The 21,640-nt window shown below is 53.9% G+C and carries 24 protein-coding genes and 1 other annotated feature; of the genes, 5 read left to right on the forward strand and 19 right to left on the reverse strand.

From position 1 onward, the window contains the following. Positions 1 to 86: 86 nt before the first annotated feature. Together ACAF76_RS13995 and comER are read left to right on the forward strand one after the other, a co-directional pair. Positions 87 to 803 carry a helix-hairpin-helix domain-containing protein gene (locus ACAF76_RS13995; RefSeq protein WP_400164125.1) on the forward strand — a complete coding sequence of 239 codons (717 nt, stop codon included), beginning with the start codon at positions 87 to 89 and terminating at the stop codon, positions 801 to 803. A 78-nt stretch (positions 804 to 881) separates the two neighbouring features. Then, on the forward strand, positions 882 to 1,718 hold the full coding sequence (gene comER, locus ACAF76_RS14000) for a late competence protein ComER (RefSeq protein ID WP_400164126.1): 837 nt from the start codon (positions 882 to 884) through the stop codon (positions 1,716 to 1,718). A 77-nt stretch (positions 1,719 to 1,795) separates the two neighbouring features. On the opposite strand, the gene leuS is transcribed toward comER, so the two are convergent. The 13 genes from leuS to ACAF76_RS14065 all read right to left on the reverse strand — a co-directional run bounded on the left by leuS (position 1,796) and on the right by ACAF76_RS14065 (position 12,510). After that, positions 1,796 to 4,213 carry a leucine--tRNA ligase gene (leuS, locus tag ACAF76_RS14005; protein ID WP_400164127.1) on the reverse strand — a complete coding sequence of 806 codons (2,418 nt, stop codon included), beginning with the start codon at positions 4,211 to 4,213 and terminating at the stop codon, positions 1,796 to 1,798. A gap of 90 nt (positions 4,214 to 4,303) precedes the next feature. Further along, positions 4,304 to 4,561 (reverse strand) — a binding site (T-box leader). 44 nt (positions 4,562 to 4,605) lie between these two features. Continuing rightward, positions 4,606 to 5,352 (reverse strand): class I SAM-dependent DNA methyltransferase, encoded by a 747-nt coding sequence (locus tag ACAF76_RS14010; RefSeq protein WP_400164128.1) that lies wholly within the window; start codon positions 5,350 to 5,352, stop codon positions 4,606 to 4,608. 6 nt (positions 5,353 to 5,358) lie between these two features. Next, positions 5,359 to 5,715 carry a ribosome silencing factor gene (gene rsfS, locus ACAF76_RS14015; protein WP_400164129.1) on the reverse strand — a complete coding sequence of 119 codons (357 nt, stop codon included), beginning with the start codon at positions 5,713 to 5,715 and terminating at the stop codon, positions 5,359 to 5,361. Next, entirely contained in the window at positions 5,708 to 6,304 is a 597-nt protein-coding gene (yqeK, locus tag ACAF76_RS14020) for a bis(5'-nucleosyl)-tetraphosphatase (symmetrical) YqeK (protein ID WP_400164130.1), read from the reverse strand. Before yqeK ends, rsfS begins: the two co-directional genes overlap by 8 nt. Further along, positions 6,288 to 6,878, reverse strand: coding sequence for a nicotinate-nucleotide adenylyltransferase (locus ACAF76_RS14025; protein ID WP_400164131.1), 591 nt, complete (start codon positions 6,876 to 6,878; stop codon positions 6,288 to 6,290). The genes yqeK and ACAF76_RS14025 overlap by 17 nt, the downstream gene beginning before the upstream one ends. Before the next feature lie 4 nt (positions 6,879 to 6,882). Beyond that, positions 6,883 to 7,173 (reverse strand): ribosome assembly RNA-binding protein YhbY, encoded by a 291-nt coding sequence (gene yhbY, locus ACAF76_RS14030; protein WP_400164132.1) that lies wholly within the window; start codon positions 7,171 to 7,173, stop codon positions 6,883 to 6,885. Between the two features lie 21 nt (positions 7,174 to 7,194). Continuing rightward, positions 7,195 to 8,046 (reverse strand): shikimate dehydrogenase, encoded by an 852-nt coding sequence (locus tag ACAF76_RS14035; RefSeq protein WP_400164133.1) that lies wholly within the window; start codon positions 8,044 to 8,046, stop codon positions 7,195 to 7,197. 77 nt (positions 8,047 to 8,123) lie between these two features. After that, the gene (gene yqeH / locus ACAF76_RS14040; protein WP_400164187.1) at positions 8,124 to 9,248 is read right to left on the reverse strand and encodes a ribosome biogenesis GTPase YqeH; all 1,125 of its coding nucleotides are present in this window, start codon (positions 9,246 to 9,248) and stop codon (positions 8,124 to 8,126) included. Then, positions 9,245 to 9,769, reverse strand: a complete 525-nt coding sequence (locus ACAF76_RS14045; protein ID WP_400164134.1) for a YqeG family HAD IIIA-type phosphatase — start codon at positions 9,767 to 9,769, stop codon at positions 9,245 to 9,247. The genes yqeH and ACAF76_RS14045 overlap by 4 nt, the downstream gene beginning before the upstream one ends. Before the next feature lie 101 nt (positions 9,770 to 9,870). Continuing rightward, complete coding sequence (locus ACAF76_RS14050) at positions 9,871 to 10,068, reverse strand: hypothetical protein (protein WP_400164135.1); 198 nt, start codon at positions 10,066 to 10,068, stop codon at positions 9,871 to 9,873. 11 nt (positions 10,069 to 10,079) lie between these two features. Then, positions 10,080 to 11,135, reverse strand: a complete 1,056-nt coding sequence (locus ACAF76_RS14055; protein ID WP_400164136.1) for a DNA polymerase IV — start codon at positions 11,133 to 11,135, stop codon at positions 10,080 to 10,082. 72 nt (positions 11,136 to 11,207) lie between these two features. Then, entirely contained in the window at positions 11,208 to 11,657 is a 450-nt protein-coding gene (locus ACAF76_RS14060; protein WP_400164137.1) for a peroxiredoxin, read from the reverse strand. Positions 11,658 to 11,766: 109 nt separating this feature from the next. After that, complete coding sequence (locus ACAF76_RS14065; RefSeq protein ID WP_400164138.1) at positions 11,767 to 12,510, reverse strand: gamma-glutamyl-gamma-aminobutyrate hydrolase family protein; 744 nt, start codon at positions 12,508 to 12,510, stop codon at positions 11,767 to 11,769. 119 nt (positions 12,511 to 12,629) lie between these two features. Between ACAF76_RS14065 and ACAF76_RS14070 the strand changes: the two genes are divergently transcribed. After that, on the forward strand, positions 12,630 to 13,436 hold the full coding sequence (locus ACAF76_RS14070) for a serine hydrolase (RefSeq protein WP_400164139.1): 807 nt from the start codon (positions 12,630 to 12,632) through the stop codon (positions 13,434 to 13,436). A gap of 159 nt (positions 13,437 to 13,595) precedes the next feature. On the opposite strand, the gene ACAF76_RS14075 is transcribed toward ACAF76_RS14070, so the two are convergent. The 3 genes from ACAF76_RS14075 to ACAF76_RS14085 form a co-directional block, all read right to left on the reverse strand. Continuing rightward, the gene (locus ACAF76_RS14075) at positions 13,596 to 14,897 is read right to left on the reverse strand and encodes a phytoene desaturase family protein (RefSeq protein WP_400164140.1); all 1,302 of its coding nucleotides are present in this window, start codon (positions 14,895 to 14,897) and stop codon (positions 13,596 to 13,598) included. 146 nt (positions 14,898 to 15,043) lie between these two features. Continuing rightward, complete coding sequence (locus tag ACAF76_RS14080; RefSeq protein WP_400164141.1) at positions 15,044 to 16,183, reverse strand: virulence factor; 1,140 nt, start codon at positions 16,181 to 16,183, stop codon at positions 15,044 to 15,046. Positions 16,184 to 16,313: 130 nt separating this feature from the next. Then, complete coding sequence (locus tag ACAF76_RS14085) at positions 16,314 to 17,072, reverse strand: DUF4931 domain-containing protein (RefSeq protein WP_400164188.1); 759 nt, start codon at positions 17,070 to 17,072, stop codon at positions 16,314 to 16,316. A gap of 174 nt (positions 17,073 to 17,246) precedes the next feature. On the opposite strand from ACAF76_RS14085, the gene ACAF76_RS14090 reads away from it, so the two are divergent. After that, positions 17,247 to 17,501 carry a hypothetical protein gene (locus ACAF76_RS14090; protein ID WP_400164142.1) on the forward strand — a complete coding sequence of 85 codons (255 nt, stop codon included), beginning with the start codon at positions 17,247 to 17,249 and terminating at the stop codon, positions 17,499 to 17,501. Between the two features lie 61 nt (positions 17,502 to 17,562). Next, positions 17,563 to 17,925 (forward strand): L,D-transpeptidase, encoded by a 363-nt coding sequence (locus ACAF76_RS14095; protein ID WP_400164189.1) that lies wholly within the window; start codon positions 17,563 to 17,565, stop codon positions 17,923 to 17,925. A 15-nt stretch (positions 17,926 to 17,940) separates the two neighbouring features. On the opposite strand, the gene ACAF76_RS14100 is transcribed toward ACAF76_RS14095, so the two are convergent. From ACAF76_RS14100 to ACAF76_RS14110, 3 genes are all read right to left on the reverse strand, one after another. After that, on the reverse strand, positions 17,941 to 18,156 hold the full coding sequence (locus tag ACAF76_RS14100) for a hypothetical protein (protein ID WP_400164143.1): 216 nt from the start codon (positions 18,154 to 18,156) through the stop codon (positions 17,941 to 17,943). Positions 18,157 to 18,290: 134 nt separating this feature from the next. After that, the gene (locus ACAF76_RS14105) at positions 18,291 to 20,216 is read right to left on the reverse strand and encodes an ABC-F family ATP-binding cassette domain-containing protein (RefSeq protein WP_400164144.1); all 1,926 of its coding nucleotides are present in this window, start codon (positions 20,214 to 20,216) and stop codon (positions 18,291 to 18,293) included. Positions 20,217 to 20,841: 625 nt separating this feature from the next. Next, positions 20,842 to 21,552: a hypothetical protein gene (locus ACAF76_RS14110; RefSeq protein ID WP_400164145.1), complete on the reverse strand. Its 711-nt coding sequence runs from the start codon at positions 21,550 to 21,552 to the stop codon at positions 20,842 to 20,844. Positions 21,553 to 21,640 lie beyond the last annotated feature (88 nt).

Genomic DNA, 21,640 nt, shown 5'->3' on the forward strand with positions numbered 1-21,640 from the left:
CCCCCTCCTTGTCTTTTCGTAGCATCGACAGTAGAGAGACTCGTTTCTCTACCTGTTCGCATGCGGAAAGGAAAGGAGGGTTTTTTATGTTGTTCGAATGGTGGGAACGGTATCGACGCTTGATCTTGCTGGTCGCAGCCAGCCTGTTTCTGTGCAGCAGCATCTGGTGGTACATGGCAGACCAGACAGGACAACAGGACGCTTTGTCTGCCCCCCTGTCACCTGTCGTTCCTGTCCAGCCGGAAGAAAAGCCTGCTGCCAGTCCCGCTCCTTCCGCTTCGGAGCAGAGCGCAGCCCGGGAACAGAAGGCCGACAGTCAACCAGATCCTCCCCATGCCCCCATCTATGTCGATGTCAAAGGCAGCGTTGTCGCACCGGGAGTCTATACCTTCGATCGCAGCAGCCGTGTAGCCGATGCGATCGAGCGGGCTGGCGGTCCGTTGCCGACAGCCGATCTCGAGCAAATCAACCTGGCCCAACCGCTCCAGGACGGCAGTGCGGTCGTGATTCCGGCCAAGCGTGATCCGGCTGACAGCGACACACCGAATCATCCTCCGCTGGCAGTCCAGCCTGCGCTCCAGACCGGCTTGCTCGGCGGACAGGCCGACGAGACCATCAATATCAATACGGCGACAAAAGAAGAGCTGATGAAGCTGCCCGGCATCGGAGAGGCAAAAGCGCAGGCGATTATTGAGTATCGGGAACAAAAGCAGCGCTTTCGCTCACCGGAAGAGCTGAAGCAAATTTCCGGAATTGGCGACAAGATGTACGAACGGATTCACGATCAGGTCCGTGTGCAGTAGCCGAGTTTTTTCGGCATGAACCCTTCTCTTCTCTCATACAGTGGAAGGAGAATGTTGGAGGGAGGTAAAGAAGCGAAGATGGACAGGATCGGAGTCATCGGGACTGGCAGCATGGGCAGCATGTTGGTCGAAGCATGGTTGAAAACCAATGCGCTCTCTCCCGGCCAAGTCACGATCTGCAACCGCACCCCCGAAAAGGCGGAAAATCTGGTCAAGCGCCATCCCGGTTTGCATCTGGCAGAAAACAACCTCCAGTTAGTGCGCGCTTCACAGGTGCTCTTGCTATGTGTCAAACCGTTGGAATACAGCCACGTATTGGAACAGATCGCCCCGGCTCTGACGAGTGAGCATCTGTTGATTACCATCACCAGCCCGATCACGCTTGACCAACTGGAAGAACGTGTGCCGGCGCGGGTAGCGAGGGTTATTCCCAGCATCACCAACGCGGCAAAAAGCGGTGTCAGCCTGTGTGAATTTGGTTCGCGCATCGAGGAGTCGCATCGCCAGTTCATTTTTTCCCTGTTTTCTTCCATCAGCCAGCCCGTCGAGATCGTACCGCCCTTTTTGCGAATCAGTGCCGACCTGATTAGCTGTGGTCCAGCTTTTCTCAGCTACACGCTGCAGCAGATGATCGAGGATGCAGTCTCGGAGACAGGCATCTCCCGTGAAGCGGCTACGTATCTGGTGACACAGATGGTCATTGGAGTGGGGCAGCTTTTGCAGCAGGAGCTGTTCACTCTCCCTGCATTGCAAGCGCGCGTCTGCGTGCCAGGCGGGGTTACAGGCGAAGGATTAAAGGTCATGCAGGAGCGACTCCCTGGCATGTTCGCCCAGGTATTCGCCCGCACTCAAGCCAAATTTGCCGAGGATCAGGAGCTGACAGCAGCCCAACTGTCCCAGGTCCCCGCAGAGTAGCAAGCTGCCAAAAGGAAAAAAGGAGCGATTCACCTGGACAGCCAGATGCGCTCCTTTTTCCTTTTTCGATTTGCTCGTTATCGTACGACGATGTTGACCAGCTTGCCTGGCACAGCGATCACTTTCACAATGCTCTTGCCTGCGATCAGCTCCTGAATGGTGTCATTGGCAAGCGCCAACTGCTCCATTTGCTCCTTGCCAGCATCGGCTGCGACCATCAGCTTTTCCTTGTTTTTGCCGTTGATTTGCAGGACGATCTCCACTTCGTCGTCCACGAGCTTGGACTCGTCGTAGGTCGGCCATGGTTCGTAGGCGATGGACTCCTTGTGTCCGAGCTTCTCCCACAGTTCTTCCCCGATATGCGGCGTAATGGGAGAGAGCATTTTCACGAAGTCTTCCATGTATTTTTTCGGCAGAATATCGGCTTTATAGGCTTCGTTGATGAAGACCATCAACTGGGAAATGCCCGTGTTAAAACGCAGTCCCTCGTAGTCTTCCGTCACCTTTTTCACGGTCTGATGGTAGACGCGCTCCAGCGATGTCGGCTTGTCGGTATCGACGATTTTCGGGTTGAGCTCGCCGCTTTCGGTCACGTACAGGCGATAGACGCGGTCGAGGAAGCGACGGGCGCCATCCAGGCCTTTCGTCGACCAGGCGATCGAGGCGTCCAATGGCCCCATGAACATTTCGTACAGGCGCAGTGTATCCGCCCCGTGGCTTTGCACGATGTCGTCCGGGTTCACCACATTGCCTTTGGACTTGCTCATTTTCTCGTTGTTTTCGCCCAAAATCATGCCCTGGTTGAACAGCTTCTGGAACGGCTCCTTCGTCGGCACCACGCCGATGTCGTACAGGAATTTGTGCCAGAAACGCGCGTAGAGCAAGTGCAATACGGCATGCTCGGCACCGCCGATATAGATGTCGACCGGCAGCCATTCCTTGAGCTTTTCCGGATCGGCAAGCGCCTTGTCGTTGTGCGGATCGATAAAGCGCAGGAAATACCAGCAGCTTCCCGCCCACTGCGGCATCGTATTCGTCTCGCGGCGCGCCTTCATGCCCGTCTCAGGATCTACGGTGTTGACCCAGTCGTTGATGTTCGCCAATGGCGACTCACCCGTACCGGATGGCTTGATTTCTTTTGTTTTTGGCAAAATGATCGGAAGCTCCGACTCCGGCACTACCTTCATCGTGCCGTCTTCCAGGTGCAGAATCGGAATCGGCTCACCCCAGTAGCGCTGGCGGCTGAACAGCCAATCGCGCAGGCGGTAGGTCACTTTGCGGCTGCCCTTGCCGTTTTCCTCCAGCCACTCGATCATCTTGGCGATCGCCTGCTCCTTGTTCAAGCCGTCGAGGAAGCCAGAGTTGATGTGTTTGCCATCTCCGGTGTAGGCTTCCTTGGAAATGTCGCCGCCCTCGATGACAGCCTTGATCGGCAGATCGTAAATTTTCGCAAACTCGTAGTCGCGCTCGTCGTGAGCCGGAACCGCCATGATCGAGCCGGTACCGTAGCTGATCAGCACGTAGTCGGCGATCCAGATCGGAATACGCTCGCCGTTCACCGGATTGATCGCATACGCTCCGGTAAAGACGCCCGTCTTCTCCTTCGCCAGATCGGTGCGCTCGAGGTCGCTTTTGTGCTTGGTCTGCTCCAGATACTGCTCCACTGCTGCTTTTTGCTCAGGTGTGGTAATTTGTTCGACCAGCTTGTGCTCCGGTGCGAGAACGGCGTATGTAGCGCCGTAGAGCGTATCCGGACGGGTGGTGAAGACAGTAAAGCTACCGTCGTGGCCATCGATGCCGAAGACGACCTCTGCTCCTTCCGAGCGGCCGATCCAGTTGCGCTGCATTTCCTTGATGCTCTCCGGCCAGTCGAGCTCTTCGAGGTCAGCCAGCAGACGCTCGGCGTACGCCGTAATGCGCAATACCCACTGTCTCATCGGACGGCGCTCTACCGGATGGCCGCCGCGTTCGCTTTTTCCGTCGATTACTTCTTCATTGGCCAGGACAGTACCCAGCGCAGGGCACCAGTTAACGGCTACCTCATCGACATAGGCCAAGCCCTGCTCGTACAGCTTGGTAAAAATCCACTGCGTCCACTTGTAGTAGGCAGGGTCGGTCGTATTGATCTCCCGGTCCCAATCGTAGGAGAAGCCCAGCGATTTGATCTGGCGGCGGAAGTTGTTGATATTTTGCTCGGTAAACTCGGCAGGGTCATTTCCCGTATCCAGTGCGTACTGCTCGGCTGGCAATCCAAAGGCGTCCCACCCCATCGGATGGAGTACATTGTAGCCCTGCATCCGCTTCATGCGCGACAAGATATCGGTAGCCGTATACCCTTCCGGATGTCCAACGTGCAGTCCGGCACCCGATGGGTACGGAAACATGTCGAGAGCGTAAAACTTCTTTTTGTTCTTGTCTTCGGATGTTTTGAAGGTCTTGTTCTGCTCCCAGTATTGCTGCCATTTTTTCTCGATATTGCGATGACTGAAAACCATGGTAACGCACTCCCATTCTACATTGGTTAGAAACGACTTGAACGGTAGCCAAGTCTATACAAAAAAGCCCCACGTCCCCTATCACTTTCGAAAAGGGACGAGAGGCTGTGTTCGACTACTCCCGCGGTACCACCCAGATTGGTGAACATGATTGCTTCACCCGCTTATTAGCATCCCGTAACGAGGATGAATCGCGATCCCTTACACAATGATTCCTGCGACTTTTCTCAGGTCTTCGGGGAACGTGCTGAGAGGCGAGTTCGGAATATTTCCGGGTTGACTTGCACCTGCCGTCAACTCTCTTGCTTCGCGGAATCATCCCTACTATTCCTCTTTAAACGCGTCGATTTTTGCAGTTGTAACTCGATTATAGTCAAAAGAAACCAATTGTGTCAATCTCCCGGCCGATACGCGCGGAAAAATAGACGCTCGCTGTCGGTCGCAGGCGGCAGATCGGTAAAGTCGGCCGTGACCGTCATATCCACAAAACCGGCCTCGCCGAGCCAACGCAGCAACTGGATCGGCTGGTAGGCACGCTGCCAGTGCTCTTCTTCAACGCGCTCGTACAAGCCATTTGGCTGGCGCAGAAAAAACGTCAACTGATGTTCCACTTCCAGGCGCAACGGGTCGCAGAAACATTGCCAAATGTACGAAACTTCATCGTCCTGGTACGTAAAGGTCTCATCGCCAAACACATGCAGTATTTTGTACGGGCTGTGGACGTCAAACAAAAATACGCCACCCGGCTGCAGATGGTCGAAGACGCGGCGAAACGTCTGCTGCACGTCCTCTTCCTCAGTCAGGTAGCTGAGCGAGTCGCACAGGGAGATGACGGCATCTGCCGGTGCCGCCTCCAGCTCCCGCATGTCCTGCTCGGCCCAGGCGACGTGGACTTGAGCCGCCCGCATCTTGTCGTAGGCGATCGCCAGCATGTCTGCTGACAAATCCACCCCGGTGACGCGGTACCCGCGCTTGGCCAAGGGAATGGCCACCGCTCCTGTGCCACAGCCAAGATCGAGCACTGACTGCGGCTGCCTGTTCCCTTGGCGAAAGTTATTCTCCACCCAATCCAGCCATTTGTCATACGGCGTATCGGCCATCAGCCGGTCGTACACCGCAGCCATGTGTGAATACGCCATCGCGGATTACCCTTGCTCCGAAAAGGACACGACCTCGGCGTCTTTCCACAGTCGCTCCAGGTTGTAAAACTCGCGGTCTTCGCGGTGGAATACGTGAATGACGACGTCTTCCAGGTCAACCAGCACCCAGCGTCCTTCATCAGCCCCTTCAATTCCGCGCACGTTGTAGCCGTTTTTGTGGGCCTGATCGCGAATCTCCCTGACGATGGCCTGAACCTGACGCTCGTTGTTGCCGTGACAAATCATAAAGTAGTCCGCGATGACAGACAGGTTTTTAATGTCCAGCACCAGCAAGTTCTCCGCCTTTTTGTCCTCCGCCGCCTTTACCACCAGACGCGCCAAATCTTCTACCGTTTTAACCATTAAACCCTCCTTCTCTCCCTTTGCGGGAAACCAGATCGTTATACGCAAGCAATGTAAGTGGATAAACGGATTGCTTTTTCTCGATCAAAAATTGAATGGTTCCACCCAATGCCACAGCCAGTGCGGTATCGAGGTCTTCTTTCGCCAACTCCCGGATGGTGTCCACCCCCGGATAGTTGCGGTTCGGTTCTATATAGTCTGCCACACAAACCACTTTTTCTAACAGGGACATGCCGACTCTGCCCGTGGTATGGTAGCGGACCGCCTGCAAAATTTCAATATCTGTCACGCCCAGCTCCGTCTGAATGACGATGGCCCCGGCGAACGCGTGCCACAGTTCCTTTTCGCCTGCCAAAAGCTCTGGCGGCAGGTCGTGGCGGAGCAGCACCTCGCGCATCTTTTCTATCGGCCAGCACTTGCAGTAGTCGTGCAAATATCCGGCCATCTCCGCTTTCTTTGGATCAGCGCCGTACTGCAGCGCCAGCAGGCGGGCTGTTTCGGCGACACCCAAAGTGTGCTGGTACCGTTTTTCATTCATCTGTGCCCGCACCTGGGCGAGCAGTGCGTTTCGGTCATTCCACACTTCCATACAGTCCGTTCTCCTTTATATACCGCGCGACCGCATCCGGAACGAGATAACGAATGCTTTTTCCTGCCCCCACCCGATTGCGGATCAGCGTGGATGAAATGTCCCAAACCGGCATTTCCACGTAGGTGACGGATTCATTCTCCCGCTTCATGCGCGATCCGGGCCTGGCCAGACCGATAAAACGGATCATGCGGACCAGTTCCTCGTAGTGATTCCATTCGGGCAGCGTATTGACCATGTCACCACCAATGATAAAGGAAAAATGGTGCGTTGGAAACTTTTGCGTGAGCAGCCGCATCGTATCGTACGTATAGGAAGGTCCCTCCCGTCGCAGCTCCTCATCGCACACGTGGAAGGCCGGATGATCGGCGACGGCCAGTTCAACCATGCGAAGCCGGTGATGGGCAGGCGTCAAGCCATGGCGACTTTTGTGGGGCGGGATGTGCGTAGGCAAAAACCACACCTCATCGAGCTTCGCCTGTTCCCTTGCTTGCTCGGCCGCGAGCAGGTGGCCGCAGTGAATCGGGTCAAACGTGCCGCCCATGATCCCGACGTGTTTTGTATATCCTTCCATCTTCTTATGGCAGCTTGATCGTTTTGTTTTCGCGGGATTCCTTGTACAGTACGACGGTGTGACCGATCAACTGAACCAGTTCCGCTCCTGTCCCTGCTGCCAATTCCTCTGCCACGTCATGCTTGTCATCCAGATTGTTTTGCAGGATTTGCACCTTGATCAGCTCGCGCACCTCCAGGGCCTCCTTGATCTGGGTCAGCATGTTTTCGTTCACACCGCCTTTTCCCACCTGAAAAATAGGGGTGAGGTGGTGTGCTTCTGCCCGCAAAAAGCGTTTTTGCTTGCCGGTTAGCATCGGCTTTCCTCCTTTGGTGATCTATCCATTATTCCGAAGCTGCTCCAGTACGACGGAACGCATCAGGTCGCTGGGGGCAGGCTCTTTGGTCCACAGTTCAAAAGCCAACGCTCCCTGGTTGACGAACATGCCGACACCGGAGTGGACACGCGCCCCCCGATTTCGCGCTTCGCGCAGCAGGCGTGTTTCCAGGGGGTTGTATATCAGGTCGCTGACAACCATGGCGCTGTGCAGCCACTCTGCCGGAACGGGCATGTCTTCCACGTTCGGGTACATGCCGATCGAAGTCGTATTGATCAAAAGTGTGGACGCGGCGATCGCCTCTCTGCCCTCGGCGTGTTCGATCGCTTGTGTCGGCGCAATCGCGCTGACGTGTTCGGCAAGCAAGGCCGCTTTTTCCCGCGAGCGATTGATGATGTGAATGTGCTTGACGCCGTGCTCCGCCAGTGTAAATGCCACGGCTCGCGCTGCACCGCCCGCTCCCAGCATGGTCACGACCTGCTGCTTCAGGTCAATGCCTGTCTCTTCCACCAACGAACGCACGTAGCCCATGCCGTCCGTATTGTAGCCGATCAGCCGGCCGTTGTCGTTGACGACCGTGTTCACTGCCCCGATCCGCTTCGCCAACGGATCGATCTCGTCCAAAAGCGGCATGATTGCCACTTTGTGCGGAATCGTTACATTGACGCCTTTTAGACCCAGCGCGCGAATACCCGCAACAGCATCGGGCAAATTCTCCTCCGCCACGTCAAAAGCTGCATAGGCATACGGCAAGCCTTTTTCGGCAAAGGCGCGATTTTGCATCGCGGGCGACTGCGAATGGGAAACGGGATGACCCAGCAAACCAACCATCTGCGTTTTGCTCGTAATCATGTTGTTTTTGCAACCCCCTAGCTCTCCTGGCTTCTCTCTCGCAAAGCTCTCGGCTTATCTGTTGACAGGCTCCCCGATCAGATGAGCCCTTTTCTCATTCCTACACTGACACCCTTCGGTGCATGCACGACCACATGGGCTTCCTGCTTGCCCTGGAAGCTGACCCAGCCCAGGCCGGAAATGAACACGTCCGTGGTCATCCCCGTCGCCTTGATTTTGAAGGTATGCTTGACAAAAGGCGGCAATGACTTCGCAGCATCTTCTCCGGTCGGCGGCACGAGCAGCGAGCCGTGGTGTTTTTCCAATACTTCATCCGCCTTCTCCAGCTTGGTGCGATGAATGTACAAGTCATTCTCGACGTAGACGACCAGCGGCTGGCGCGGGCCGCGCACAAAGTCGACGCGGGCCAGACCTCCGAGATAGAGTGTCTGTTCGGGATCAAGCTGGTACACCTTGGAGTTGATCCTGCTTTTTGGTGTTATTTTGCGCAAATCCGCGGGCGAGATCATGTGGCCGATCTGCTCGCGGTTGATGATTCCCGGCGTGTCGAAGATCGATTTTCCATCCTCCAGCGGGATTTCGATTTTGTCCAGCGTCGTCCCCGGAAAAGGCGAGGTCGTAATCTCCAGCTCGGCTGCTCCGTAATCGTGCAAAATACGGTTGATCATCGTCGATTTGCCGACGTTGGTGACGCCGACGATGTAGACGTCGCGGCCCTTGCGAAGCTGTCCGATGCGATTCAGCAGCTCGTCGATGTGCAAGCCCTTCTGCGCGCTGATCAAAATCACGTCCTCCGGGCGCAGGCCTCGCTCTTTGGCCTCGTGCTGCATCCAGTTGCGCACACGGTTCAGGTTGATGTTGCGCGGAAGCAGGTCTACCTTGTTGCCGACAAGCAGAATCGGGTTGTTGCCGACAAAGCGCGGCAGCCCTTTCAGCCAGGAGCCCTGGAAGTCGAAAATGTCCACGACCATGACGACAAGAGACTGGGTCGCGCCGATCCCGTGCAAAATGCGCAAAAAATCGTCGTCATCCATGCTGACGGGAGCTACCTCGTTGTAATGCTTGATCCGGTAACAGCGCTGGCAGACGACGACCTTTCGCTCCAGGGCGGAAGCCGGAGCGTAACCGGGCCGTTTGGGGTCCTCTGTCTGGATGGCAATCCCGCATCCGGCACAGGTGTTGGCCACATCTTGTTCGATCATGCTTTTTTCTTCCACGAAATCAATCCCCTTCGCTCCATCCAATATAACGCGACGCGCTCCATCATGCGGTTAAATCGCGTAAAAAATCCGTCTGTCTGAGCGACAGGAACGACCAGGATCGTATGAAATCCGAGCCGATTGCCTCCCAGCACATCTGTAAACAATTGATCGCCTATCACGACAGTCTCTGCGACGGAGACGTCCATCTCCCGGACTGCCTGCAAAAACGCCTTGTTGGCCGGTTTTCGCGCAGTGCTAATAAACTTGATCTGCAAAGGCGCACAAAACCGTTCCACGCGTTCACGATTATTATTCGAGACGACCGTCACCTGCATTCCCGCATCCTGCAAGCGCTTGATCCAGTCGATCACTTCCGGGGTCGCAAGCGGCCTGTCCCATTCCACAAGTGTATTGTCCAGGTCTGTAATCACTGCGCGTATCTTGTTTTTCTTCAATTGATCTATGTCAATGTGATGAATCGATTCCGCGAACTGACTCGGCATCAGTTTTTCCAAAAACACGGAGCACCTCCAGACGGCATGAAGAAATTACCGTGATTTCGGCACTTACTATACCATATTCAGCCGCTTTCTTGCAAAAGAAATAGGGACGCCTCCGCTCGCTAGCGCTCTGAAGTGTCCCTTGTACGACGGTTCATCAGTTTTTGTACGTTCTCCGACGGCGTCCAGCAGTCAAATCGGTAATCCGGGCGCGTTTCATAAGTCAGACGCGAGCAGCGATAGGTGGTACGGCCGCTTCCTTTTTCCACGCGAAAGTGGACACAGCTGGCACAGCAATGAAACGGATTGGACTCGCTCATGCACACTCCTCCTATTCATCCTGTCGCTTCCACGAAAAGATCGTCAACTGCTCGTAGCGCTCCTGGGCGGGATCGGCGAAATTGGAAAAGCCGATGCCGACCAGCCGCACCCCTTCCTCGTAGGCGACGCCGTCGAGCAACTCTTCCAACAGCTCCTGCCATCCGATCCCTGCCTCTGCCTTGCGTTGTCGGGTGCGCAAGGTAAAGTCGGCGTAGCGAATTTTCAATGTCATCGTTTGAGGATGGACGCCTTCTTCGCGCACGTCCTCGAGTACCTCTTGCAAGAGCGTACGGGCCACAGGTGCAACCGCCTCGCGCTCGTACAGATCGTACGGCAGCGTCGTCTCCCTGCTCAGCGACTTGGGAGCGCGGTTCATTTCAATCTCCCGCTGGTCTTCTCCACGGGTGCGGTCGTACAGCGCCCGCCCCCATTTGCCGAATAGCTGTACCACTTCGTCGAGACTGAGCCGCCAGAAGTCCTCGACGGTGACAATGCCTTTTCGGGCGAGAAGCTCCTGCGATTTTTTTCCGACGCCGTGGATGCTGCCAATCGGCAGTGTACGAAGCACCTCCAACGCCTGGCCCGGACGGATGATCACAAAGGCGTCGGGCTTTTTCAGATCGCTCGCGATTTTTGCCAGCGACATGTTGTAGGAGAGACCGACGCTGCAGGTTAGCCCTGTCTCCAGGCGAACCCTGCGCTTGATCTCCCGTGCGATCGGCACGGCGTCAGGGTAGGAGGACAGGTCGAGGTACGCCTCATCCAGTCCTACGCTCTGATACAGCGACGTATACTCGCGAATAATTCCCATGATCTCGGCCGACTTTTCGGCATAACGGGAATAACGGACCGGCATGAAAATACCTTGGGGGCATTTTTTTCGGGCGAGTGCTGCGGGCATCGCGGAACGAACGCCGAACTTGCGCGCTTCATAGCTGCAGGTCGAGACGACACCGCGATTTCCCATCCCGCCGACGATGACCGGCTTTCCCCGCAATTCCGGGTGATCCAACTGCTCGACACTGGCGAAAAATGCGTCAACATCCATGTGCATGATTTTTCTCATCGGGACAACCACCAAACATACATTCTCATTTGATTATCCCCTTTTTTCCGCCAATGCGCAAGCTGCTGCTGCCTACTTGCCTGTCTTTTGGGCGCGTATCGCCTGCAACAGCTCGGATACGGGCGGATTGCCTTTTTTGGCGTAGAAAATGTTGCCGTCTTCGCCGATGATATAGACGATCCGCTGCTGGAACAAAAAGCCGAGCACTTTCCCGACATCGTACATTTTTCGGATGCTCTCGTCATCGTCGACGATCAACGGAAAGCGGTACCCGAACTTTCCCGCAAACGCCTGGTGTTTGTCCCGATCCGCCGGGTTGATGCCGAACACGACAGTATTTTCGTCTTCAAACGCGGCGTAGCTGTCTCGGATCGCACACAACTGCTTCGTGCAAATCGGCGTATCATCTCCCGGGTAAAAGATCAGCACGATGTTTTTCTTGCCCAAAAACGCCTCGAGGGCGACTATTCCCGCTGTACTGTCCGCCGTAAAGGCAGGAGCCTGACTGCCTGGCTTCAACATTTGCCTACCACCTCCTCTGTAGTATATCGGATCGTTTTGCATGCCCCTATAGAAAAACTGCCTGACCCTCGCAGGCAGGCAGCTTCGTTTCCCTGTTGCAGGCAGCTTATTATACGTGTTTCGCCGCTGCTTCCTTTTGTTTTTTGGCGATGCCAACGAATGCTTCTGCGATACGCATCATTCCGGCGTCGTGGAACCACATGCGCTCCGGATGCCATTGTACGCCGACATGCAGACCATCCAGACTTTCGATCGCCTCGATCACGCCGTCTGCGGCCACTGCAGTCGCCTTGAAGCCCGGAGCCACATCTTTGACTGCCTGGTGATGCGAGGTGTTGACAAGCAGCTCTGTTTGTCCGAGCACATCAGCCAAAAAGCCAGGCTGAAGCTGTACCTTGTGCGCACCGTATTGACGTGATCCCTTCTGCGCATGCTGGAATGCTCCCGGAACCTGGCTGGGAATATCCTGAATCAAGGTCCCTCCGCAGGCGACGTTGAGAATCTGCAGCCCGCGGCAAATACCGAGGATCGGTTTTTTCTGCTCGATCGCCAGTTTGATCAAAGCCAATTCGGCCAAATCGCGCTCGTAATCTACTTCACCCAGACGTTGTTGCGGCTCTTCGCCGAACAGATGGGGAGCAGGGTCTTCACCGCCGGTCAGGATCAAGCCGTCGAGGGCTTCCAGCATTGCCGCATAGGTAGACGGCTGTTCATCTAGGAGTGGCAAAAGCAGCGGAGTTCCGCCAGCAAGAGCGATGCCCTTGACATATCCTTGCGCTACGTAAAAATACTGGTCGAGCGTGTTGTTATGCAGATACATTTTGGAGCAAGCGATACCGATGATGGGACGCAAAACAGTCACTTCCTTGTCAAATTTTCTCGATTCGTGAACACTTTTTTCTTGCTGTCTGGTGCATGAGTACATACTATAATAGTAAGAAAATTTTGTCTACAGACAAAGGAGATGTTCTCATGCTTTCCACTCTCAGCTCACCCATCACCGCACTGCTGGAGCAAGCCGGCGGGCAATGGGGAATTTACCTGGAGGACTTGCGTACCGGCGAGACATTAGCCATCGATTCCGACAAGCGCTTCTACTCCGCCAGTGTGATCAAGGTACCAATTATGACAGCAGTGTTCGCCGAAGTATATGCAGGCAAATTTGCCTTGGAGACAAAAATTCCTCTGCGGCGCGAAGACCAGGTAGGCGGAGCCGGAGTGTTGCAGCATATGACACCGGGTACCGAGTTGGCGGTGTGGGATCTTGTCACGTTAATGATTATTCAAAGCGACAACACGGCGACGAACATCCTGATCGACCTCGTCGGGAGGGAAAGTATCCGCAATGCCATGCAGGCAACAGAGATGGTCAACAGCCGTTTTTACAACAAACTGATGGTCGTACCAGCACAAGTGGAAGGGTACAACGAAATTACGGCCGCAGACATGGGACGCCATCTGCGCTATCTTGCCACAGGCAAGGTCGTCTCGTACGACAGTTGTCTGAAAATGATCGGAATTCTGAAGCGTCAGCAGCATCGCGACCGCATCCCATTCTACTTCCCGCCAGCAGGAGGCGACCTGATCGGATCGCTGCCCGCCTGGGAGTTGGCCAACAAGACCGGCTCGGTGAACGAAATTACGCACGATGTGGGCATCCTCTACATCGGTTCAGACGCCGTTACGATTAGCATACTGAACAAAGGACTGCCGCAAAAGCCGGCGGTTGCGACGATCGCCCAAATCGGAAAACTGGTGTTTGACTTGTACAGCAAATAACGTCAGACAGCGGACTGGCTGTGCAGCAGCAGACGCTGACGTTCGATTGGACTGAAAGACAGGAATGATACGTTTCCTCCCTGCCGCGCCTTTGTTTGCACCCAACACAAAAGGCACCCTCTCCCCTGCCATGCGGGCGGAGAGGGTGCCTTGCGCTTATTAGTTCTCTTCTTTTTCCAAGATCAGCTTGGATACTTCAAACGCGCTGGAGAAGGAAAGCTCAGAGAGTTGTCCCTGTCCCGTGCACCAGTCACCGGCAAAGAACAGGTTCCGGTAATCTGGCAAGAAGATCGGCATCGGCTGCTGGTTCATCGTCCACTTGATCTCCTGGACGATCGCACGTGTAGAGACGCGCGGCACGACGAGCTGATCGCGCCAGCCCGGGAAGTGTTTGTCGTACACACTTTCAATCTCCTGCTTGCGCTGTTCGACCATCTCTTTGTTCCCGACATCAGCCTGGCGCATATAGGCAGTCGCCTGGAGCAACTGGCCTCCCTCAGGCACACAAGTATGGTCGTAGTAGGAAATGTCGGTAATGAAAATGTTGTTTTTCTTGTCGTAGATGTAGGAGTACGGAACGTCAATCCGCTCCTTCAGACCGACGTCATACACGACGACGACAGTAGGCTCGTATTCCGCATACTGGGCAATCGCGTGCGACAGACGGGTTTCGGTAAACACTTTGACCATTTCCTTCGGTGGAATACAGAAGATGAACTCGTCTCCGGTAATTTCCGCCTCCGGTGTGACCACGCCGATTACCCGCTCATTTTCCACGTGCACGGCTTCTACCTTGGTCTTGGTCATAATCGTACCGTTGTTCTCTTCAATGACCCGCACAAATTCGTTGATCAGCGCTTGCCATCCCCCACCGATGTAGGCTACCGGCTTGTTTGTCGTAAACAGACGGCGGTAGTAGTTGAAAAACACGTCGGACGGGATTTTTTCCGGTTCCCGCGTGAAAAAGTTGGAGGACGCCAGCGTCAGCATCATGTCCTTCACATCTTCATTGATGTGCTTTTTCTCCATCCATTTCTGAATGGACAGATGGGGATGCCCGGTCTCCATTTTCAGCATCGTTTTCAAAATTTCAAACGTAAATAATACTTTTTCAAAACCTTTTAACAGTCTTGTCTGGAAAAGTCCTTGCACGTTTGCAGGAACAGCAGTCAAATCATTTCCTGTATCGTACTTTGCTTTGGTCGGATTAAAGTCTTGCCAGTCAATATGCAAGCCAAGTTCTTTCTCAAAGGTCCGCAAAACGGAGCTGTCGCGAGCGTAGATCGCATGAGCACCGAAGTTGAAATTGAAGCCCTTGATCTTCAAGGTAACAGCGCGTCCACCCAATTGTCCGCGCTCCAAAACAGCTACTTTTTTTCCTTTTGCTGACAAATAGGCGGCGCTGGAAAGGCCAGCAAGTCCTCCGCCGACGATCACAACGTCATAGTGATTGGTCGTCATACAAAATCTCCCCTACGCATTAGCGATGTTGGTTGGTACTTGAATGAAACCCTCTCCTAGAATAAGGGATGTAGGAAGAGAAAGTCAACTATTATTGAACTGTGTCTATTATTATACTTGCGGATACCATTTTTTGGTTCCGCCGATTACTTCTGTTCGTTTCGCCGCGTCATCTGCTGCCACACCGTACCGCTCGCCGCTTCTCCGCTCTCGATCCGCTCCAGCGCCATTTTCACCTGCAAGCTGACCTCGAATTCCGGATCGTTCTGCGCCTTGCGCAATGCTTCCAGCGCTGTCTCGTCGCCGACCTCGAACAAAAAACGGGCTGCACGCCAGCGCACGAGTTTGTTGCGGTCTTGCAGCGCCTGGCACATCGCTTCGATCGCGCGGGGGTCGCCCAAATCGGAGAGTGTATCCCCGGCTGTCCGCCGCACAGAAGCCGAATCGTCCTGAAGTGCTTGATACAGCAGCGGGAAGACCGCGTCTGTTCCGACCATGCCGAGGTATACGACAGCCAGCCTGCGGATCGATGATTTGCTGTCGTGCAGCGCTTTTTCCAGTACAGGCAGATCGTCTTCCGTCGGCTCCATGCGATCGAGCGCCGCGTAACGCTTCTGCCAATCCGGGTCGTCGAGCATGTCCAGCGTCACCACTTTTTTCTCGCGCACGACTGGCGCAAGCGTCTCGCCCTCGCCAAGCTGCATCGCTCGCTCAACCAGCTCCTCGACTCGCTCTGCCGGATAAGCGGCGTCAATCTCCTGTGCCACTTCCTCACCGATCTCGCGCAAGTCGCCGTAACGGACGCCGTGCTCTACCCACTTCCGCTCCATGATCAAGTTCGGTGAAGCAGAACCTGCGCTTACAGCCGCCTGTCCGAAGCGCTCCGGCAGGGCGGCGCGTATTTGCTCTGTCCCCATCGTCACCTTTACCTGCATGGGAATATCGCGGAACATCTGGATGTACACCTGCGCCTCGCCAAAGGCTGCCCCTTCGCCGGCCTGGGCGAGTTCCGGCACGGGCAGATCGGCCCCGGCATGCAGAACTTCCCGCGCCTGGGTCAGGATTGCCTGCCAGTCTGCATTCGATTTGCGCTCCAAGGCGAGAAAATCAGCGGTCTGAAACAGCGAAACAACTCCGTCAATGGACAACAGCTTGACCATGATCGCAGGCGCTTTTTCTGCGTTTTCCTTAGTATAGACACGCTGAACACCATCGGGAAGGCGTTCATCCACATTCAGCTTCATCACGTTGGGACTTGGCGTAGGCTCAATCGACAACAACTTCATCGTTTTTTCACTCCTTTTTTCCGTACGTTTCCCATCTCCCCATATATGGTAGCACGGAACTCTTTCACATATCCATTTTGAAGTACAGCGGACGGCACTTGCTTAGCGCTCCAACCTGATCGCCTATGAATTAAAAATACCGTTTCTTCATCTCGCGGACGACTTCATCCAGATTGTTGGCGACCTGGGGAATACCGTAGCCGATAAACAGCGGGGAAGTGACAAATCGAGGAACCACCTTGGCGATCAGCGTCTCACCCTGGCGATAGAAGAAAAAGTTGTAGCTCTGAAAGTGGGGATTGACGCAGGTCAGCACCCAGTGCGCGAGGATTTGCAGATAAGCGGCCATCGCGTCCAGACGATCCCGGTCCGTCAGCACCACATTGTATTCAAAAAAGCCGGCACGCGGATGGGTGGACAGGTTCAACTCTACCCCTGCATCGCCGTCTATTTTTACTCCGGTAAAATCGCTCTCCTTGACTTGCTGCCGGTAGTCATATTCGTTCAACCCGACAATCTGCATATGCGGATGACGGATGCTGCCGCCTGAATACGGACCGTGGTTTTTGAAGAAGAGTACGGAGCAAAACGAGCCGCTGCTCTCCAGCTCCAGCCATTTTTCCACACCAAACGCGAGCAGAGCCTGCGCATGTTCGCGGGAATAGACAGACCAGTCCCCGTCACAATCGTCGGTTTCGATCAAAACGGTCTGGTATGTGTCTTGCAATACGGGGTATTTGTTTATCAGCCACATCATCGAGCCGCGCTGCTCCAGTACGCCGGTCAGGCTGTCCCGGTCGCAAAACGGACATGCTGTTTCCCGGTTCCGCACGCTTTCGGGCTTTTTTCTGCCTATGTACATGTCGAAATGCAAGTGGGTTTGTGCCATCACGATCGATCCTCCCTGTATACCCTGCCTCTACTGTACAATGGAAGGAACAAAGGCGTAAACAGTTCCGCTCTCCCGCAGCTCATCGTGAAAAAAACCGCCAGCCATTCTTTTTTTATCCTAGCGGTCTGTTTACAATAGAAGTAGCGAAAGACGGAAAGGTGTCTGATAGAAATGGAACGATCTTTCTATTATCCAGTATCATGGAGCACGGTACGCGAATACAAAAAGCTCTTGGATGAAAAAGAGATCCCGTACGAAATCCAGTCCTCGACCGACCTGCCCTTGCTCGAAGAAGGGCAACTGGCCATCGTGTTCCCTTCTCTTCCGAATCGCACGTACGTCTGGGTGAGGACGCTGTTTTCCCGGGATGGACACGCGTATCCCGATGAAGCTACGCTGTTCTTTCACCACCTCAGCAAAAATTGAATGTGCACAGGACCTGTCGGCGTGATCGGAATAGGATGAAGGAGAACGGGAGGTGAGAAGCATACCGTCCTACAACATCCGCATCTCGATTGAGCAACTGCGCCTGGATTTATTTGACGGCACGAGACTGGTTCGTTCCTTTCCCGTAGCTTTGGGGAAAATCGCAACCTCTACACCGCGCGGGGATTTTACCATTATCAACAAAGTGCCATACCCGAACTCGTATCCGGGCGGACCGCTTACTGCGTTTGGCACGTACTGGCTCGGTTTGAGCAAGCCGCATTACGGCATTCACGGTACCAACAATCCGTCCTCCATCGGCAAATACGTATCGCGCGGCTGCATCCGCATGTACAACCAGGATGTAGAAGCGCTCGCCAGACTTGTCCCGATCGGCACGCCGGTACGGATTCGCCAGACATAAGAAAACCCGCCCTGGTTACTGGCGGGTTTCTTGCATTTCTTCAGCATCTTCATCAGATTCCAGGTAGACGATATACCTTCTCGCTTGTTTGTACATGATGGACAGCGTAAACTCCCTCATTTTGTCCATGATCTCCTCTTTTTGCTCGATGGAGCATTCCGTGTGGAGCTTCTCTTCTTGCTCGTTCAGATAGGTCATAACCCATTCCGGGTCCAGTTTGTATGCAGGCAAAGACGACGACTCCTCTACTCAGTAATCCCCATCATTCTACCGGAAGATCGTCGTCGAGCACACCATTAATAACTGGCTGGACAAGCAGAGTTTGACAAGTTGTGCATATTCTCCCCGCTGCATCGGTTCACAGGCTACTGTCCCAGCTCCTCGATCAGAAGAGACAGCTCGGTCCAGCGCTCGATCGCAGCTTCCAACTGCTCGGCTACCTGCTGTTCTTCCGCATACAGCTTTTCCACTTTTTCGTAATCGCTGCCCGCTGCGGCAATTTCCTGCTTGAGCTCCTCGGCTCGTCTCTCCAGTGCCGCGATCTTGCCCTCGATCTCATCCCACTCTTTCTGGTCCTTATACGAAAGTTTGCGCTGGCGGTTATTCCCCCTGCTGCCTTGTCCGCGCTCGCTTTTTTCCTTCTCGGCAGCGCGTGCCGCTTCCTTGTCTGCGGCAGCAGAGGAAAGCTCCTGCTCCAGTCTCCTTGCTTCCAGATACTCGGAGTAGTTGCCCTGGAAATGGCGGATTCGCCCCTCCCCTTCAAACGCAAACAGATGCTCGACCGTCCGATCCAGAAAGTAGCGGTCGTGGGAGACGGTAATCACTGCACCGGGAAAAAGCTCCAGGTAGTCCTCGAGGATGCTCAATGTCTGGATGTCGAGGTCATTGGTCGGTTCGTCCAAAAACAGGACGTTGGGCTCGCCCATCAAAGTGCGCAACAGGTAGAGTCGCCGCTTTTCCCCGCCGGACAAGCGGTGGATCGGCGTATACTGCATATGCGGCGAAAAGAGGAAGCGCTCCATCATCTGCGAGGCGGTAATCGTCTGCCCGTCGCTGGTACGAATCACTTCCGCCGCTTCCTTTACATACTCGATCGCGCGAAGCTGCTCGTTCATCTCCACGCTGTCTTGCGTGTAGTAGGCGATTTTCACCGTCTGCCCGATGTCTACTGTACCGGAGTCGGGCTGGGTGCGTCCAGCGAGGATATTGAGCAGGGTTGATTTGCCGCTGCCGTTGGGCCCGATAATCCCGACGCGGTCTGTGGGCAAGACGATATAGCTGAAGTCGTCAATCAGCTTGCGTGCACCATACCCTTTATGGATGTGCTCGATCTCCAGCACCTTTTTGCCCAGACGGCTCGCTCCGAGCGCAATGTCCAGCTTGGCGCCAGCCGTCGGAGCATCCCGGTCCCGCAGTTCCTCGACGCGCTGGATACGCGCCTTTTGCTTGGTCGTCCTCGCCTTGGCGCCTCTTCTCAGCCACGCCAGCTCCCGCCGCAGCAGGTTTTGCCGCTTGCTCTCCGCGGCCGCCTCGTTTTCCATGCGCTCCGCCTTTTTCTCCAGGAAGGTCGCGTAATTGCCCTCGTAGGCGTACAGCTTGCCGCCGTCCAGCTCAAAAATGCGGGTAGTGACCCGATCGAGGAAATAGCGGTCGTGCGTGACCAGCAACAGAGCGCCTTTGTACCGGGACAAAAATTCCTCCAGCCATTCCACCGTTTCGTTGTCGATGTGGTTGGTCGGCTCGTCGAGGATCAAGAGGTCTGCCGGCTGGATCAGTGCGCGGGCCATCGCAACCCGCTTGCGCTGACCGCCAGACAACTCGCGGATGTTTTGCGAAAAGTCATGGATGCCGAGCCTGGTCAGGATCGTCTTCGCCTGTGTGTTGCTCTCCCATGCGTCTGCCGCGTCCATCCGGTTTTGCAGGGTGAGCAGGCGCGCCTGCCGGTTGGCATCGTCAGGCGCCTTTTGCAAATCTGCCAGGGCTTGCTCGTACTCGCGCATCAGTTGAATCAGCGGCGAATCGCCGTAAAAGACCTGTTCGAGGACAGTCGAGTTTTCGTCAAATGCCGGGTTTTGCGGCAAGTACTCGACGTGAAAGCGGTTGGCGTGTACGATCTTGCCGCTGTCCGGCGAATCCAGTCCGGCGAGAATGGCGAGCAGGGACGATTTCCCTGTGCCGTTGACCCCGATCAGGCCGATCCGCTCCTGTTCGGCGATGTGAAAGGATATATTGTTGAACAAAACCTTTTCTCCGTATTCTTTGGAGAGGTTTTCTACGGTAAGTATTTGCATCATCGATTCTCCTGTGTGAAACAAATTCGCCTGTCACTTGCGAGGAAGTGAGGCTGTCGGGTAAATCGTACCATGTTTTTGCGGCAAGCTCTAGTTGTCGGAAGAGTTTGGCGGTATTCCCGACTATTGGCTCTCCTGATGCTGCCATGACGCATGAACGCAGCGACAGCAGGAAACAAAAAGAACCTCGGAGCGGATGAACGCTGCGAGGTTTCGAAACGGACGAAGGCGGCTTGCGACAGAGCGAACCGCTAATTTAGCACGATGCCAGCATCTCGCCAATCGAGTTCTCCCGAATCACCAGATCCGCGAGGTCGTCCAGCGGCGTCGAATCGTAGTTGACGATCACCAGTCTGGCGCCGTGCGACTTGGTGATTCAGAAGTCAGGTGGACATTCACGCAAATTATTTTCTATGCTGTCTCCAGTGTTCAACAACATAGAAAAAAATTAATAAAAGTAGGCTTACCCACCATTGGTTAGGGCTAATGAAATAAATAAAGATACTAATAGCCCCGCCATTAATCGGACGGAATATCCATTTCTTTTTAAAAATATCATACAAGGATGTCACAAGTATTAATCCCCAAAAGAGAAATACCGTATAATCTGCAATCCCCATGCCCATTACCTCGAGTAAATTGCTGCTCCGCCACTGTATGCTCTGATTATAACACCGTTACCTTTATTTCGATTACTTATAATAGAAGCACCAGTAGCTGCAATAACTGAGCAAATTGTAGCAGAGGAGGACGGAAGTGACGCCCTGAACAATGCTAAGACTACTGCAGTTATAGTTGATATTGCAGTTGTATAGATCAAAATATCAACAACGTCTCTTGTATCTTCATCACTCAAGTACAACCAGTATCCAACGTCCCAGTTAGGCCCTTCATAATAATATGTTTCTTTATCTTTTCCTGCATATGTTTTTCCACCTGTCCCCGGATCTGGTGCAAAAACAATTGGACCGGAAGATTTTAATTCCTGTGAATAAGTAAATTTTTCGCTGAATTCATTAGCCTGCTTAAATGTATCTTCTAGCAAAATGTATATCTCTTTAGGGATATTTTCTTCGGCATCTTTTGTAAAAGAATATCCATTTTCATCAACAACATAATATTTTTTATAGTTATCTAATCCTTCAAAGAGTAGCTTTGCTTCTTTTGACTCCATTATTTTTTCGATTTTTTCATATGTTTCAGCTGAAAGTTTTACATTCTCCAATTCGTTTTGAATGACCGTTCTTTCGCTTGCATGAGCTTTTTTGGCATTCACCTCATACATTGAAGTAGCCATTAACGAAAATGATAATGCAACAAAAAGTACTTTTTTCATCGTAATAAACCTCTATTTTTGGTTATAATAACCAAATATTAGCATGCTAGATTTGGAGATTCAATCTGTTTTTAGTGTATTTTGTATT

Source organism: Brevibacillus sp. TJ4, from assembly GCF_044627595.2.
In the GTDB taxonomy this organism is placed as follows: Bacteria; Bacillota; Bacilli; order Brevibacillales; family Brevibacillaceae; genus Brevibacillus.